The following is a 13916-nucleotide window of genomic DNA, read 5'->3' on the forward strand; positions in this document are numbered from 1 at the left end:
GTAAAAAAATGTAATAGGCACATTAAGTGCCGTATCCTTCCGGTTGCGGCCAAATGGAATGTGGCGTATAATCAGGATATCATACGGATGAGGAGATGTAGGATATGTACAGAAAAAACGCTGAAAAATTACTTGAATTTATAAAGAAAAGCCCTTCTGCATTTCAGGCAGTGGAACAGATGAAGAAACGCCTTCTGAACAAGGGCTTTACGGAATTGTCTGAAAAGGAATGCTGGGACATCCGTCCGGGAGGCAGATATTTTACAACAAGGAATCATTCCGCACTGGCAGCTTTTTCCATACCGGAAGAAAGGGCAGATCATTTTCACATACTGGCAAGCCATAGTGATTCTCCTGCATTAAAGATCAAAGAGAATCCGGAGATAAATGTAGAAGGAATGTATGTGCGTCTGAATGTGGAGCCTTATGGAGGAATGCTGATGGCGCCTTGGTTTGACAGGCCTCTTTCTGTGGCAGGGCGTGTGATCGCCAGGGAGGAAGGGGAGATCCGGCAGATCCTGGTGGATATGAATGAGGATATGGCTTTGATTCCCAGTCTTGCCATACATATGAACAGAGAAGCCAATAATGGATACAAATATAATGCTCAGAAGGATCTTTTGCCCTTATACGGACTTGGAGATGCAAAGGGCAGCTTTATGAAGCGGATCGCGCAGGCAGCAGGTGTAAAAGAAAAAAACATTCTTGGTCATGATCTGTTTCTGTACCCAAGAACTGAGGGCAGTATCTGGGGACCTGAAGAGGAATTTATTTCTGCTCCAAGGCTGGATGATCTGCAGTGTGCTTTTGCTTCCCTGGAGGGCTTCCTGAAGGGTAAAAAAGAAAATTCCATATGTGTCCACTGTGTGCTGGATAATGAGGAAGTTGGCAGCAGTACCAAGCAGGGGGCAGCTTCTACCTTTTTGAAGGATTGTCTCCTTCGCATTTATCTGGGCCTTGGAAAAAGCTATGAAGAATATCTGGCTGCAATGGCTGGAAGCTTTATGATCTCTGCCGATAATGCCCATGCGCTTCATCCGAATTATGCTGAAAAAGCAGATCCTGTGAACCGTCCGGTGATCAACGGAGGAATTGTTGTGAAATATAATGCAAATCAGAAATACTGCACAGACGGTCTGACAGGTGCAGTGTTTAAGGATCTTTGCCAGCGGGTGAAGGTGCCTTATCAGATCTTTGTGAATCGTTCTGATATTGCAGGTGGTTCCACATTAGGCAATATTTCCAATAATCAGGCAGCACTCAATACGGTAGATATCGGACTGCCACAGCTTGCCATGCATTCCTGCTTTGAGACAGCAGGGGTGAAAGATACTACTTATCTGATCCAGGCAGCGGAGGAGTTTTTCAGTTGAAAAAAACAGAGTTTTTACAATATGAGGAGGAAGTGATCCGCCTTCGGCGGCATTTCCATCAGTATCCGGAGCTTGCTTTGCAGGAGTTTCAAACTTCTGCATTTATACAGAAATATCTGGAAGAACTAGGGTATCAGGTCAGGCATGTGCTGCCTACAGGTCTGATCGCAGAGCACCCCTGTATGAAAACAGAGAAAAAATGGTGGTTCTGCGGGCAGAAATGGATGCACTTCCTGTGCAGGAGTGTACAGGTCTGGCTTATGCATCCAGAAATGAAGGCTGCATGCACGCCTGTGGTCATGATGGGATACTGGCAGTGGCTTTGACTTTGGCAAAGATCCTTTCCGGGGAAAAGGATTTTCCGGTGGCTGTCCGCTTTTTGTTTGAGCCGGCAGAAGAGATCGGAGAGGGTACGGTACGGATGCTGGATGGGGGAGACTCTTGACAAGGATAAGGGCGGGAAAGCTGACGGGTTTTTAATGTTCCATTATGCCTGTGATCAGCCCCTTGGTATGGCAGTCCACAAAGGGCAGGCCTCCGCTATGATCGGCAAAATGGAAATTCTGATAAAAGGAAAGTCCAGTCACTGGTGTCAGGCGGAAAAAGGGATTGACAGTATTTATGCAGCTGGTCTTGTCGTCCAGAAGGTTCATGAGATCAGCCGTGATTATGTGGGAAAAGGACCTCATGTTGCCGGGATCGGCACCATACATGGCGGGGAATATCCTAATATTATTTCAGATCAGGTGAAGCTGGTGGGAAATATCAGAGCCTGCTATAGAGAGGATTTTGAACAATTAAAAAAGGCCCTGGAGCAGGCCTTCCATAAGGTGGAAGAAGCAACCGGGGCACAGGTGTGCTTAGAGCTTCCCGAAAGACCCGGTGCTTCCTTTTGCAAATGATCCTGTTCTTACTGCCATAGCAGCAGACACAGGAAGAACAATATTCGGATCTCATTTTCTGCTGGAGGGAGAAGATGAGCTTTTTCTTACAGGAGATAATGCATATCGGTATTATCAGCAGACAAAGGGACTGTTCTGCGTTTTTCTTGCAGCAGTCCCAGGAGAAGAGCATCCTTTTCACCATCCGAAGTTTCAGATCGATGAAAGGATTCTTCTTCCCAGTGTGCAGACCCTTTATGAGATCATAAGAAAATATGCATAACAGGCATCCGGGATAGATTTAAAGCATACCCAGGGAGCGGCACAGGAACAGCCAGCCGGTAAGGGTAAAGGAACTTAGCAAGGTGGTAAGCATAACTACACCTGAGGTAAAGGAGCCTTCATAATCTGTATTTTTCGCCATAATATAACAGCTGATGGTAGTTGCAGATCCAAGCATGATCAGAATGGCTGCCAGCTTGTCTTTAGTAAAACCGAAATGCATGGCTGCCGGCAGGAAAAGTGCTGTATATCCAACCAGTTTCAAGAATGTACAGGCAAGTACTGCACGGATCCTGGAAAATGCTTTCCTAAATTCCAGGGCGCCGCCCATTGCCATCAGTCCCAGAGGTGTGGCAGTTTTGGCCAGATTCCCAACGGTAGTAGAGAGAATTTTGGGCATAGGAAGACGGAGCAGGGACCAGATGGAGCCGGCAACGATCCCAAGGATGATAGGATTGGTGGCAATCCCTTTCAGGGTGCGTTTGATCGACTGGCATGGAAATTCCTGAATTACCAGGACGGAACAGACACAGCACAGTGACTGCCATAATGTTGTAAAGAGGTACGCTGGCAACGATCATAAGAGGAGCCATTCCTGCATCTCCATACATATTCTGGATAATGGCAATACCAAGCACAGCAGCGCTGCTTCGGTAGGATGCCTGGACAAATTCCCCTTGAATATCCCTGGGTTTTAAAAGAAAGGAAAAGCCTATAGAGATCAGGATACTGATCAGTGTGGCAAAAAAACAGAAAAGCACCATCTTGCCGTCCCATACGCTGTAGATATCCATATCTGCAATGTCCTGGAAAAGAAGGGCAGGAAGGGCAGCTTTAAAAACAAATTTGTTCATTTTGCTTACAAAAGACTCATCAAAAAGTCCGGTTTTTCTGAAAAAAAGTCCCAGCATCAAAGTGAGAAAGATAGGAATTGTTGCATTAAGACAAAAGATCAGGTTTTCCATTTTAGTATTTGTTCCTTTCTGTAGTAAGATGTGTCGTGTTTTTATTATAGCCTTACAGTAGGAATTGTCAAATTTTTCGGAATGTGTTATTCTTTCGGAGTACAGCAAAATGGAGGAAGATTATATATATGAGATACGGTAAGATACGTATAGAAGATGGTTATCTGGCATACAGCCGCCACATGATGCTGAACAGCCTTCCCTGTAAGGACATTGTGTGGGCTTATATGCGTCGGGAGGGAGACGATTCCCCGGAGGAAGTGTGAAACAGATCATTTCCAACTATCTGGTTGTTGTTACCAAGCGTAAAAAACGTTATATGTTTGACATGACAGAGAAAGAAGTACAGGACTGTCTCCGCCTTCTGAAAGCTCTGAACCCGGAGATGGCAGTTGGTTTTCCTAGAGGTGGCAGACTTCCGCTGCAGTCCCTTTCCAATACCAGGGATCTGGGAGCATTGACTGCCAGGGATGGCCGGCATATCCTTCCAAGAAAGCTTCTGCGCAGCGGAGAACTGTATCATGCTTCGCAGGCTGATAAGCAGCTGCTTACAGAAGAGTATCGGGTAAAAACGGTGGTGGATTTCGCGCTCCAATATTGAGCGAAAGGAAAAACCGGATGTGATCCTTAGAGGTGTGGAGTATTACCACATTCCTATTCTGGATGAAGAGAATCTGGGGCTGTTTGGAGATGGCAGGGTTTGTAACCGGCTTTTGACCTACCAGGGAGACGGTGAAAAATACATGGAACAGATGTATGAGAATCTGATCCGTGACCGTTACTCTGTGAATCAGTATGCCAGGTTTTTGGATGTACTGATCCGTCATAAAGAAGGGGCAGTGCTCTGGCACAGCTGGGACGGTACAGGCAGGGCAGGAGTGGCTACGGCTCTTTTGCTTTGTGCCCTTGATATTCCAGAAGAAACAATAAGAGAAGATTTCATGCGCTCCAATGCCTATTTGGAAGCAGAGCTTCAGTATATGCTTTTATATCTGGAGGCAATGGGTATGGACAGCCCCCGGGTCGCCGAGAATATGAGTATCTTTTTCAGAGTAAAGGAAGCTTATATTGATCGGGTGTTTCAGATCATCCGCCAGGAATACGGTACTGTGGAACGCTTCCTTAGAAGAGGCTTGTACCTTACTCCAAGAGCGGTGGAAGAGCTTAGAGATAAGTACCTGATTTGACTTTTGGGTCTGGAATTTGTTTTTTTTAATGAATTAATGCAATAAAGTGGTTTTTCGCATTGACAAACAGAATTTTGTTGCTATAATGATAAAAAAGTAAAAAGCCTATAGGTGGCGGGAGGGAGTCGATTTTGCAGAAAAGGATTTTATCTTTGCTGGTAGACAACACTTCCGGTGTGCTGAGCCGGATCGCCGGTCTGTTCAGCCGCCGCGGCTATAATATAGACAGCATTACTGCAGGAGTGACAGCAGACGAGAATTTTACACGCATTACAGTAGTATGCAGTGGTGATGATGCCATTCTGGGTCAGATTACGAATCAGCTTTCCAAGCTGGTGGATGTAAGGGATATTAAGGTTCTGGATCCACAGCAGAGCGTTGTTCGTGAGACAGTGCTGGTTAAAGTTGCAGCGAAGCCGGAGCAGCGTGACGGGATCATTTCAGTGGCCAATATTTTCAGGGCAAGTATAGTTGATGTTAGCAGAGATTCGCTGATCGTTGAGATGACAGGAAGCAAGAGTAAGCTGGAGGCCTTTATCGATCTTATGGGAGACTATGAGATACTGGAACTGGCAAGAGCCGGTGTGACAGGACTTTCCAGAGGCAGCGTAGGAGTCTGCTACTTCTGAACATAGAAAGCCCACAGAAGCAGTTCGCTAGGAGATGTCTGTATCCAGGGTACTGGGCATACTCTTAACAATATATAGATAAACAGTAGGAGGAAATTTATAATGGCAGCAAGAATTTTTTATCAGGAAGACTGTAACCTTTCTTTACTTGAGGGTAAAAAAATCGCAATCATCGGTTACGGCAGCCAGGGTCATGCTCATGCACTGAACTTAAAGGATTCAGGATGTGATGTGATCATCGGACTTTATGAAGGAAGCCGTTCCTGGAAGAAAGCAGAGGAGCAGGGCTTTAAAGTATACACAGCAGCAGAGGCTGCAAAGCAGGCTGATATCATTATGATTCTGATCAATGATGAGAAGCAGGCAGATATGTATAAGAGAGACATTGAGCCGAACCTGGAAGAAGGCAACATGCTGATGTTTGCTCATGGCTTCAATATTCATTTTGGATGCGTGGTCCCCTCCGAAATTCGTAGACGTTACCATGATCGCTCCTAAGGGACCTGGACATACAGTAAGAAGTGAGTATCAGGCTGGTAAAGGTGTTCCGTGTCTGGTTGCTGTAGAACAGAATTACACAGGCAAAGCTCTTGATATGGCACTTGCATATGCACTTGGTATCGGTGGAGCAAGAGCCGGAGTTCTTGAAACTACTTTCAGAACAGAGACAGAGACAGACCTGTTTGGTGAGCAGGCTGTACTTTGCGGTGGTGTATGTGCCCTGATGCAGGCTGGATTTGAGACTCTTGTGAGGCTGGATATGATCCGAGAAATGCTTACTTTGAGTGTATCCATGAGATGAAGCTGATCGTTGACCTGATCTATCAGTCCGGATTTGCAGGCATGAGATATTCTATCTCCAATACTGCAGAGTATGGCGATTATGTTACAGGACCAAAGCTGATCACAGAAGATACAAAGAAAGCTATCGAAGAAGATCCTTTCCGATATCCAGGATGGTACTTTTGCAAAAGAATTCCTGCTTGATATGAGCCCTGCAGGCCGTCAGGTTCACTTTAAAGCTATGAGAAAGAAAGCTGCAGAGCATCCGTCAGAGAAGGTTGGCGAGGAGATCCGTAAACTCTACAGCTGGAATGGCGAGGACAAGCTGATCAATAACTAATCATTATTTGCAAAACAGGTTTTACCTGCCTTATATTTCAATTATGGGAAGAACTGTCTGAGAAGAGGCAGTTCTTCTTCTTTTTTTCTGCATACAAATCCTATCTGCCGTACCGGAAAGGCAAAGCCCATAGGTACTTCTACAAGAGCACCGCTTGCCAGGTCGTCTTCGATAAATTCCCGGATCACACAGGCAATTCCAAGCCCGATCTTTGCAAATTGGATCAGAAGATCCATAGATGTTACTTCCAGAATATGGCTTAATTCTATACGGTTTTCTTTTAAAAGGGAATTTACTGACTGGCGGGTGATATTATCTTCATCCAGCATCATAAACGTTGCCGTATGGATCAAAGGTTCAGAAGGGAAAAGCTGCTGCTGGTTTTTCAGATATTGTCTGGTTGCCACAAAGGTGTCCTGTATACCAAGCAGTGGACGGAAATGATAACCGGTAAGCTTACGGGGTCTGCCGATCAGTCCAAGATCGATCTTGTTGTCATCCAGAAGCTTCAGGGTCTGATAAGTGGACTGGCAGGAAATGTTAATACGTACCTGAGGGTTCAGCAGAGATATAGTTTTGAAGATAAGACATAAGTACGTATTTACACAAGGTGGAGCTGGCTCCAAGCCGCAGCCGTGGGATCTCCCTGGAATGATTATGAAGGATGGATTCTTCTCCTTCTCCAAGTAAAGAGAAAGCTTCTTTTACTTTTTCGTAAAGAAGCTGTCCGTCTGCAGTCAGTTCCACTCCTCTTGAATTACGTTTGAAAAGAACAGTATCCAGATTCAGTTCCAGCTTTTTGATGGCATGGCTGATGGCAGGCTGGCTGATGTACAATTCCCTGGCTGCCTGTGAAATATTTCCGGTACGGCCTGTAACATAAAAAATGTGGTATAGTGAAAGATTTTCCTGCATAAAAGCTCCTCCCATAAATAGTATTTATAGCAAGTATGATAAATATGTATTTTCATTATAGCAGAAGCTGTGATAGAATACCAATATAAATTCAAGTCGAGCAGCCGGGAGAAAGTGGACAGCGTTACTGTTCACTCCGTTCACAGTAACGTAGCCAAAATTCATTCCAGATTGCCTGCGGCAATGGAATTTTGGCACTGTATGTGCTGGGGATCTTGGCATATTCATGCCAAAACACCTAGCGGGATAGTGGTGTGTGAACAGTAACTGGACAGCTGCATAGATATGTTACAGGAGGAATATGAGAATGGGAATGACAATGACACAGAAAATTTTGGCAGCTCATGCAGGACTGGATCATGTGGAAGCAGGACAGCTGATCGAAGCAGATCTGGATCTGGTGCTGGGAAATGATATTACCTCACCAGTGGCTATTCATGAGATGGACGGAATAGAACTGTGATACAGTTTTTGATAAAGACAAGATTGCACTGGTAATGGATCATTTTATCCCAAACAAAGATATTAAATCCAGGAACACTGCAAATGCGTCAGAGAGTTTGCCTGTGGTTCATGATATTACCAATTATTTTGATGTAGGACAGATGGGGATTGAGCATGCGCTGCTTCCTGAGAAAGGTCTTACGGTTGCAGGTGACGTAGTGATCAGTGTAGAATTCACATACCTGCACTTACGGTGCACTGGGTGCATTTTCTACTGGTGTGGGAAGTACGGATATGGCAGCCGGTATGGCTACCGGAAAAGCATGGTTCAAAGTTCCGGCAGCTATTAAATTTAATATTGTGGGCAAACCAAAGAAATGGGTCAGCGGAAAAGATGTGATCTTACATATCATCGGTATGATCGGTGTGGATGGAGCACTTTACAAATCTATGGAGTTTACTGGTGAGGGGATTAAGAATCTTCCCCATGGATGACCGTTTTACAATTGCAAATATGGCGATCGAGGCAGGAGGAAGGGACGGCATCTTCCCTGTAGATGAGCTGACAGAGCAGTACATGAAGGAGCATTCTGTAAGACCGTATAAGATTTATGAGGCAGATGAGGATGCAGTTTATGAAGCTGAGTACACCATCGATCTTGGTGAACTGGAGCCTACCATTGCTTTCCCACACCTTCCGGAGAATACGAAGACTATTTCACAGATCACAGAGCCTGTTGTGATCGATCAGTCTGTGATCGGTTCCTGTACAAACGGACGTATTGATGATCTTCGTGTGGCAGCTCAGATCCTGAAGGGACGTAAAGTGAAAAAAGGTGTGCGCTGCATCGTGATCCCGGCGACTCAGGCCGTTCTATCTTCAGGCTATGGATGAAGGGCTTCTGAAGATCTTTATTGAAGCAGGTGCAGTTGTAAGTACACCTACCTGCGGACCTTGCCTTGGTGGTTACATGGGTATCCTGGCAGCAGGAGAGAGATGTATTTCCACTACCAACCGTAACTTTGTAGGCCGTATGGGTCATGTGGATTCAGAGGTATATCTGGCAAGCCCGGCTGTAGCAGCAGCCAGTGCTGTTACAGGTAAGATTTCTGCACCGGAAGAACTGGGATTATAAGGAGGAATAAAAGATGCAGGCAAAAGGAACTGTTTTTAAATATGGAGATAATGTAGATACAGATGTGATCATTCCTGCACGTTATCTGAATTCTTCAGATCCGGCAGAACTGGCTACCCACTGCATGGAAGATATTGATAACACATTTGTGAAAAGGGTGAAAAAGGGAGATATTATCGTAGCAGATAAGAACTTTGGCTGCGGTTCTTCCCGTGAGCATGCACCTATTGCTATTAAGGCAGCAGGAGTAAGCTGTGTGATCGCTGAGACCTTTGCACGTATTTTTTACAGAAATGCCATCAATATCGGACTTCCGATCATTGAATGCCCGGAAGCAAGCAAGGGTATTGAGGATGGAGATCAGGTAGAGGTTGATTTTGATTCCGGTATGATCTACAACCGCACAAAGGGTACGGAGTTTAAAGGGCAGGCTTTCCCGGAGTTTATGCAGAAGATCATCAAAGCGGAAGGCCTTGTAAACTATATTAACAGCAAGCAGGCATAAGAAACAGCCAGCTTTCAATCACACATATACATCCTGAGAGTTCGTAAGCAGAATAAATCTGGCAAAGTACAGGATCTGCAATTGCAATAATCCTGCTTCAGTCATTCTGCATCCGTTCTCTCAGGATTTTTTTGTTTTTATTATAATAATTCAGAATAATTCAGAGATCACAATTGATAAATCAGGATATATACATACTGGAATTTCATCGTCAAAAGAATATAATCCGGTACCCGATTCATTTTCAAAATCGTAGACATTTACGATACCTTTCAGGGGATTTATAATCCAATATTCTCTGACTCCGGTTGTCCGGTATTTAAATAACTTCATTCCGTAATCTTTACTTTGGGTAGCAGGAGAAACAACTTCAATTACCCAGTCAGGTGCACCATGACAGCCTTTTTCATCTATTTTGTCTGGCGAGCAGACAACTGTTAAGTCCGGTTCGACATAGTTTCTGTTGTCTTCATTCAGGAACACTGCAAATGGAGAGATATAAGGTTTACAGGATCCGCCTTTATTTTTAATATAATTGCGGATAGTAGCATACAGTTCTCCAGACGATCACCTGATGCCTGGTATTAGGCGGAGCCATCATATAGATCTGTCCATCAATCAACTCTGCGCGTTCACCTTCCGGAAGAGCGTAGATGTCATCTATTGTATAAATCCGTTCTCTGGGTAATGGCATAATGAAAACTCCTTTCTTCAATCCATTGATGTGATCACATATACACTTTTCTGTAATTTTGTCTTTATCGCAGATCACAGTTATATAAGTCTTGATTTCCAAATCATCACGGATCACAGATAATTTATAAGAAATCCTGCTGCCAAATATCTTCAGGTAATTCCCTGATTTTTCATATGGCATTTTAGTGCATCATAAAAGTTTTCTCTAGTTCCAGCCATGATGACTACAATAATCTGGTAGTTGACGTATTCTACATTTCTACAGCGGGTCTGATTTGTGCTTGTTTATCCTTAAAAGCGGCAAGTAATGCTTTTCCATTAAGTCCCTGGTCAATAAGTTCTTCAAGAATTTGTTCAGCAAATTCACCATCAGAAATATTCTTTATAGGGCGAAGAATAAGTTCATTACCATGAATGATACACTCTGCTTCGTTTGAGAATCCTAATGTTGTAAAAAATTTCTTTGTTTTTGATAAGTATAAAGGGGATTATGATCTTTGTCAAATAAGAAAATGCTACTGTTTACTCCGTTCACAGCAACTTGGAAAATGCATAAAAGTAGAAAAAAGTAGAAAAAAGTAGAAAAACAGAAAATGCATAAAAGTAAAAAAACAGTCGCTTTTTCAGGTGAATGCTGATATAATATTTTCTGTTGCGGGGTATGGCGTAGCTTGGTAGCGCGCACGGCTGGGGGCCGTGAGGTCGCAGGTTCAAATCCTGTTGCCCCGATTAAATCCAGTAAGATCAAGAGTTTGGAGCGTTTGCACTGAGCTCTTTTTTATTTACTTTTTGATTCCTATTTTGATTATCTCATTGCTTCCAATCTATTGTATTTATGATTTTTCAATGTTCTCAATGATTTCCGGTTTGCAATCCAAGTTTGCCTACAGTCTGAAAGCCACCCGTTCGTGGGTGGCTTTGCGTAACAGTAAACGTTTTTATGAAATTTATTTCTCTGTGCTATCAGCATCAATTACAGATTGAATCTGTTTCATCAGAGCATCGTAATTGTCCTGGTTGTCAATTCCGCCCAGCATAGGATCTCCTACAATATTCCCATTTCGATCTACTAAAATTGTTGTAGGAAATGCCATAATACTTGAGGCGTATTTTCCTGCATCAGAATCAGAATCAATGGAAAGATTGCGGTACTTTGCTCCCTGACTTTTCAAGAATCGAAGCTGCTTCTTTGATCGCATCTTCATTCCCATCAAAAGTCTCTGTGTTGATGCCTACTACTTCTCCGCCCATGGATTTGATGGCATCATTTACAATTCGTTAAGCTTAGATAACTCAGCAACACAAGGTTTGCACCCGGTAAACCAGAAATTAACAACGGTTACTGCATTCTTGGAAAACAGACTTTCATCAACTGAATTTCCATCGAAATCTTTTCCGGAGAAGTTCTGCAAAAGGAGAGGCATCATCTGACGCAGTTTTTGTTTCTGAAGAGTCTGTTTCTGCATGTTTCTTTTCAAGTTCTGCGATCTGCTCTTCAATTTTTCGTATGGTTTCAATATCATCTGTAAGGGTTTTATACTGTTCATCTGTAAAAGAATCCTTGTTTGACTCAACTGTGTCAGAAAGAAAATCTGCGTAATTTCCACTTGGATCGGCAGAGCTTTTACTCATCAGACCAAAAGCTTTGTCCCATGCGTCTTTGTGGTCTGCAAAAAGTTGGTTTTCCTGCTGATATAAATTGTCAAGCTCTGAATCTGAAGTATTGTCAGATGGATCAGTGTCAGTCTCTTCGTAAGTAATTTGGGCGGTATCTGATCCTGTATTTTCTGTTTCAGTATTTTCTGTGTCAGCTTTTACCGTTTCTGCTTTATCTGCTTCTGTTGGATTCAGTTTTGGCGGATTCAGTTTTAGTGGATTCTGTTTTAGCGGATTCGGTTTTAGCAGTTTCTTTTTCCGTAGTTCCTCCGTTACATGCAGTAAATGATAATGCGGTGCCAAGTGCTAAGAGTGTGATAAGTACTTTTTTTGCTTTCATGATAATAAACTCCTTTAAATAATTATAATAAGATTAATGAGATAACTGTATTAATTAGGTGATTGTTTCTTATTGCTGGCTATTGCAGCTGTCCTTTTTGGTACATGCTTTCCCCATAAACTGGTAATGGATCGCATCTGTGGGACAGGCCTTTATGCAGGCTCCGCACCGGATACATTCCATATGGTTTGGTGTTCTGCGTACATCCACGTCCATTTTACATGCTTTTGCACATTTGTTACATCCCACGCATTTGCTGCTTTCCACCTGAATGCCAAGAAGGGATACCTTATTAAACAGTGAATAAATTGCACCAAGAGGACATATCCATTTGCAGAAAGGTCTGTAAAACAGGATACTTAAAATAACTACGGTAATCAAAATAAGACATTTAAACGTAAATAAATTTCCCAATGCAGAACGTATAGCTGCATTTCCCAATGACAATGGTATTGCACCTTCCAGCACACCTTGCGGACAAATATATTTGCAGAAGAATGGATCTCCCATTCCTATCGAGTTCGTTACAAGCATTGGCAGAAGTATGACGAAAACAATAAGAATGATATATTTCAGGTATCTTAATGGCTTCAGCCTGGCTGTGGAAAATTTCTTTCCGGGGATTTTATGAAGCAGATCCTGAAACCATCCAAACGGACACAAAAATCCACAGATAAACCTCCCCAGCAGCACACCAAGCAAAATGAAAAAACCGGTTATGTAATATGAAAATTTAAACTTGGATGATCCAACCACTGCCTGAAATGCGCCAATTGGGCATGCACCTGTAGCAGCAGGACAGGAATAGCAGTTCAATCCTGGAACACATACAGTTTTCGCCTTGCCTTGATATATTTGGCCCTTGAACACATTGGGAATGTGAATGTTGGTAAGAAGTGTGGCTGCTGCCTGTATCCACCCACGGATCTGTACAATTTTTTTTGATCGTAAATTCGTTTTTTTATCCAATTCCAACACACTCCAGACATAATTTTATTGCTTTTCCAAGTACAGTGGCGGCTTCGCCTCTGATCGCACCATAGCTAATCATAGCTATGCCTGTAATAAGTAAAACAAGTTGAGACATTTTTTTACACTTCAAAATCTTATTACTCCTTTCGTTTTGGCAGACATGTTATTCTTTTCATTTCTTGCATATATTGACCAGCTGATGTTTGTATTATACAATAACTGTTGTAAAATTTCTGTTAAGAAGCAGGTGGAAAATTTGAGATTATTAATTGTTGAAGATGAGAAAAAATTATGCGACACTGTTGCAAAAAGTTTATATGATGCAGGATATGAGGTGGATACCTGTTACGATGGGGAAGAGGCGCTTGATTATATTCTGGCAGAGAATTATGATCTGATCGTTTTGGATCTGAAATTTCCCGGTATGGATGGCATGGATATTTTAAAAGAACTCAGAAAGAAAAATGAGGATACAAAGGTTCTTATATTGTCTGCAAGGAGCCAGATCGCAGATAAGGTGGAGGGGCTGGATGCAGGGGCCAATGATTATATGGAAAAGCCCTTTCATCTGCAGGAGCTTGAAGCACGTATCAGAAGTCTTACACGGCGCAGATTTGTACAAAGAGATGTTTGCCTGAAAGCAGGAGACATACGGTTTGATACCAGGAAGCGTGAGGCTTACGTAAAAGATGAAAAAGTACATTTAACCAGAAAAGAAAATGGGATTTTGGAATATTTGCTTCTTAATCAGGGTCGGCCGATCAGTCAGGAAGAACTTATGGAACATGTATGGGATGCGTCTGTGGACAGCT

Annotated in this window: 15 protein-coding genes, 1 tRNA gene and 5 pseudogenes; 14 read left to right on the top strand and 7 right to left on the bottom strand. The window is 43.0% G+C overall.

What is annotated here, in order from left to right; all coding sequences use genetic code 11:
- Positions 1–104: 104 nt before the first annotated feature.
- The 5 genes from R1Y93_RS10740 to R1Y93_RS10760 are packed head-to-tail and all read left to right on the top strand — an operon-like array spanning position 105 to position 2537.
- Positions 105–1373: a M18 family aminopeptidase gene (locus tag R1Y93_RS10740; protein WP_500822797.1), complete on the top strand. Its 1269-nt coding sequence runs from the start codon at positions 105–107 to the stop codon at positions 1371–1373.
- Positions 1370–1699 (top strand): hypothetical protein, encoded by a 330-nt coding sequence (locus R1Y93_RS10745; protein WP_500822810.1) that lies wholly within the window; start codon positions 1370–1372, stop codon positions 1697–1699. The genes R1Y93_RS10740 and R1Y93_RS10745 overlap by 4 nt, the downstream gene beginning before the upstream one ends.
- Positions 1594–1818 (top strand): M20/M25/M40 family metallo-hydrolase, encoded by a 225-nt coding sequence (locus R1Y93_RS10750; protein ID WP_500822808.1) that lies wholly within the window; start codon positions 1594–1596, stop codon positions 1816–1818. Before R1Y93_RS10745 ends, R1Y93_RS10750 begins: the two co-directional genes overlap by 106 nt.
- Positions 1802–2275 (top strand): peptidase dimerization domain-containing protein, encoded by a 474-nt coding sequence (locus R1Y93_RS10755; protein ID WP_500822798.1) that lies wholly within the window; start codon positions 1802–1804, stop codon positions 2273–2275. Before R1Y93_RS10750 ends, R1Y93_RS10755 begins: the two co-directional genes overlap by 17 nt.
- On the top strand, positions 2256–2537 hold the full coding sequence (locus R1Y93_RS10760; RefSeq protein ID WP_500822799.1) for a hypothetical protein: 282 nt from the start codon (positions 2256–2258) through the stop codon (positions 2535–2537). The genes R1Y93_RS10755 and R1Y93_RS10760 overlap by 20 nt, the downstream gene beginning before the upstream one ends.
- Before the next feature lie 18 nt (positions 2538–2555).
- Here R1Y93_RS10760 and R1Y93_RS10765 read toward each other — a convergent pair.
- Positions 2556–3501, bottom strand: a pseudogene (locus R1Y93_RS10765) (AEC family transporter).
- A gap of 128 nt (positions 3502–3629) precedes the next feature.
- On the opposite strand from R1Y93_RS10765, the gene R1Y93_RS10770 reads away from it, so the two are divergent.
- The 5 genes and pseudogenes from R1Y93_RS10770 (at position 3630) to ilvC (ending at position 6440) form a co-directional block, all read left to right on the top strand.
- Positions 3630–3767 carry a hypothetical protein gene (locus R1Y93_RS10770; protein WP_500822800.1) on the top strand — a complete coding sequence of 46 codons (138 nt, stop codon included), beginning with the start codon at positions 3630–3632 and terminating at the stop codon, positions 3765–3767.
- Positions 3764–4102: a tyrosine-protein phosphatase gene (locus R1Y93_RS10775; RefSeq protein WP_500822801.1), complete on the top strand. Its 339-nt coding sequence runs from the start codon at positions 3764–3766 to the stop codon at positions 4100–4102. Before R1Y93_RS10770 ends, R1Y93_RS10775 begins: the two co-directional genes overlap by 4 nt.
- 19 nt (positions 4103–4121) lie before the next feature.
- Entirely contained in the window at positions 4122–4688 is a 567-nt protein-coding gene (locus R1Y93_RS10780) for a tyrosine-protein phosphatase (protein ID WP_500822802.1), read from the top strand.
- A 131-nt stretch (positions 4689–4819) separates the two neighbouring features.
- A complete protein-coding gene (gene ilvN, locus R1Y93_RS10785) occupies positions 4820–5317 on the top strand; it encodes an acetolactate synthase small subunit (RefSeq protein ID WP_500822803.1) in 498 nt (165 codons plus the stop codon).
- A 102-nt stretch (positions 5318–5419) separates the two neighbouring features.
- Positions 5420–6440: pseudogene (gene ilvC, locus R1Y93_RS10790) on the top strand (ketol-acid reductoisomerase).
- Between the two features lie 41 nt (positions 6441–6481).
- Here the strand turns inward: ilvC and R1Y93_RS10795 are convergent.
- Both R1Y93_RS10795 and R1Y93_RS10800 read right to left on the bottom strand, forming a co-directional pair.
- Positions 6482–7066, bottom strand: coding sequence for a substrate-binding domain-containing protein (locus R1Y93_RS10795; RefSeq protein WP_500822804.1), 585 nt, complete (start codon positions 7064–7066; stop codon positions 6482–6484).
- Positions 6981–7355 (bottom strand): LysR family transcriptional regulator, encoded by a 375-nt coding sequence (locus R1Y93_RS10800; RefSeq protein WP_500822805.1) that lies wholly within the window; start codon positions 7353–7355, stop codon positions 6981–6983. The genes R1Y93_RS10795 and R1Y93_RS10800 overlap by 86 nt, the downstream gene beginning before the upstream one ends.
- A gap of 307 nt (positions 7356–7662) precedes the next feature.
- Between R1Y93_RS10800 and leuC the strand changes: the two are divergent.
- Together leuC and leuD are read left to right on the top strand one after the other, a co-directional pair.
- Positions 7663–8935: pseudogene (leuC, locus tag R1Y93_RS10805) on the top strand (3-isopropylmalate dehydratase large subunit).
- A gap of 13 nt (positions 8936–8948) precedes the next feature.
- On the top strand, positions 8949–9440 hold the full coding sequence (gene leuD / locus R1Y93_RS10810; protein WP_500822806.1) for a 3-isopropylmalate dehydratase small subunit: 492 nt from the start codon (positions 8949–8951) through the stop codon (positions 9438–9440).
- A 150-nt stretch (positions 9441–9590) separates the two neighbouring features.
- On the opposite strand, the pseudogene R1Y93_RS10815 reads toward leuD, so the two are convergent.
- Positions 9591–10134: pseudogene (locus R1Y93_RS10815) on the bottom strand (Uma2 family endonuclease).
- Between the two features lie 657 nt (positions 10135–10791).
- On the opposite strand from R1Y93_RS10815, the gene R1Y93_RS10820 reads away from it, so the two are divergent.
- Positions 10792–10865, top strand: a tRNA-Pro gene (locus tag R1Y93_RS10820).
- A gap of 218 nt (positions 10866–11083) precedes the next feature.
- Here R1Y93_RS10820 and R1Y93_RS10825 read toward each other — a convergent pair.
- The 3 genes and pseudogenes from R1Y93_RS10825 to R1Y93_RS10835 all read right to left on the bottom strand — a co-directional run bounded on the left by R1Y93_RS10825 (position 11084) and on the right by R1Y93_RS10835 (position 13219).
- Positions 11084–11987, bottom strand: a pseudogene (locus R1Y93_RS10825) (TlpA disulfide reductase family protein).
- Positions 11988–12201: 214 nt separating this feature from the next.
- Positions 12202–13101 carry a 4Fe-4S binding protein gene (locus R1Y93_RS10830; protein ID WP_500822807.1) on the bottom strand — a complete coding sequence of 300 codons (900 nt, stop codon included), beginning with the start codon at positions 13099–13101 and terminating at the stop codon, positions 12202–12204.
- Positions 13094–13219: a CD1871A family CXXC motif-containing protein gene (locus R1Y93_RS10835; RefSeq protein WP_244092886.1), complete on the bottom strand. Its 126-nt coding sequence runs from the start codon at positions 13217–13219 to the stop codon at positions 13094–13096. The genes R1Y93_RS10830 and R1Y93_RS10835 overlap by 8 nt, the downstream gene beginning before the upstream one ends.
- Positions 13220–13303: 84 nt before the next feature.
- Here R1Y93_RS10835 and R1Y93_RS10840 point away from each other — a divergent pair.
- On the top strand, positions 13304–13916 hold a 613-nt coding region (locus R1Y93_RS10840), incomplete at its 3' end, for a response regulator transcription factor (protein ID WP_500822809.1).

It is taken from the genome of Blautia sp. HA3515 (assembly GCF_059933065.1).

Excerpts from the sequence above, each read along its gene's own strand:
- R1Y93_RS10740 (WP_500822797.1), top strand. The coding sequence starts at position 105 with ATGTACAGAAAAAACGCTGAAAAATTACTTGAATTTATAAAGAAAAGC.
- R1Y93_RS10750 (WP_500822808.1), top strand. The coding sequence starts at position 1,594 with ATGGATGCACTTCCTGTGCAGGAGTGTACAGGTCTGGCTTATGCATCC.
- R1Y93_RS10755 (WP_500822798.1), top strand. The coding sequence starts at position 1,802 with ATGGGGGAGACTCTTGACAAGGATAAGGGCGGGAAAGCTGACGGGTTT.
- R1Y93_RS10770 (WP_500822800.1), top strand. The coding sequence starts at position 3,630 with ATGAGATACGGTAAGATACGTATAGAAGATGGTTATCTGGCATACAGC.
- R1Y93_RS10800 (WP_500822805.1), bottom strand. The coding sequence starts at position 7,355 with ATGCAGGAAAATCTTTCACTATACCACATTTTTTATGTTACAGGCCGT.
- leuD (WP_500822806.1), top strand. The coding sequence starts at position 8,949 with ATGCAGGCAAAAGGAACTGTTTTTAAATATGGAGATAATGTAGATACA.
- R1Y93_RS10835 (WP_244092886.1), bottom strand. The coding sequence starts at position 13,219 with ATGTCTCAACTTGTTTTACTTATTACAGGCATAGCTATGATTAGCTAT.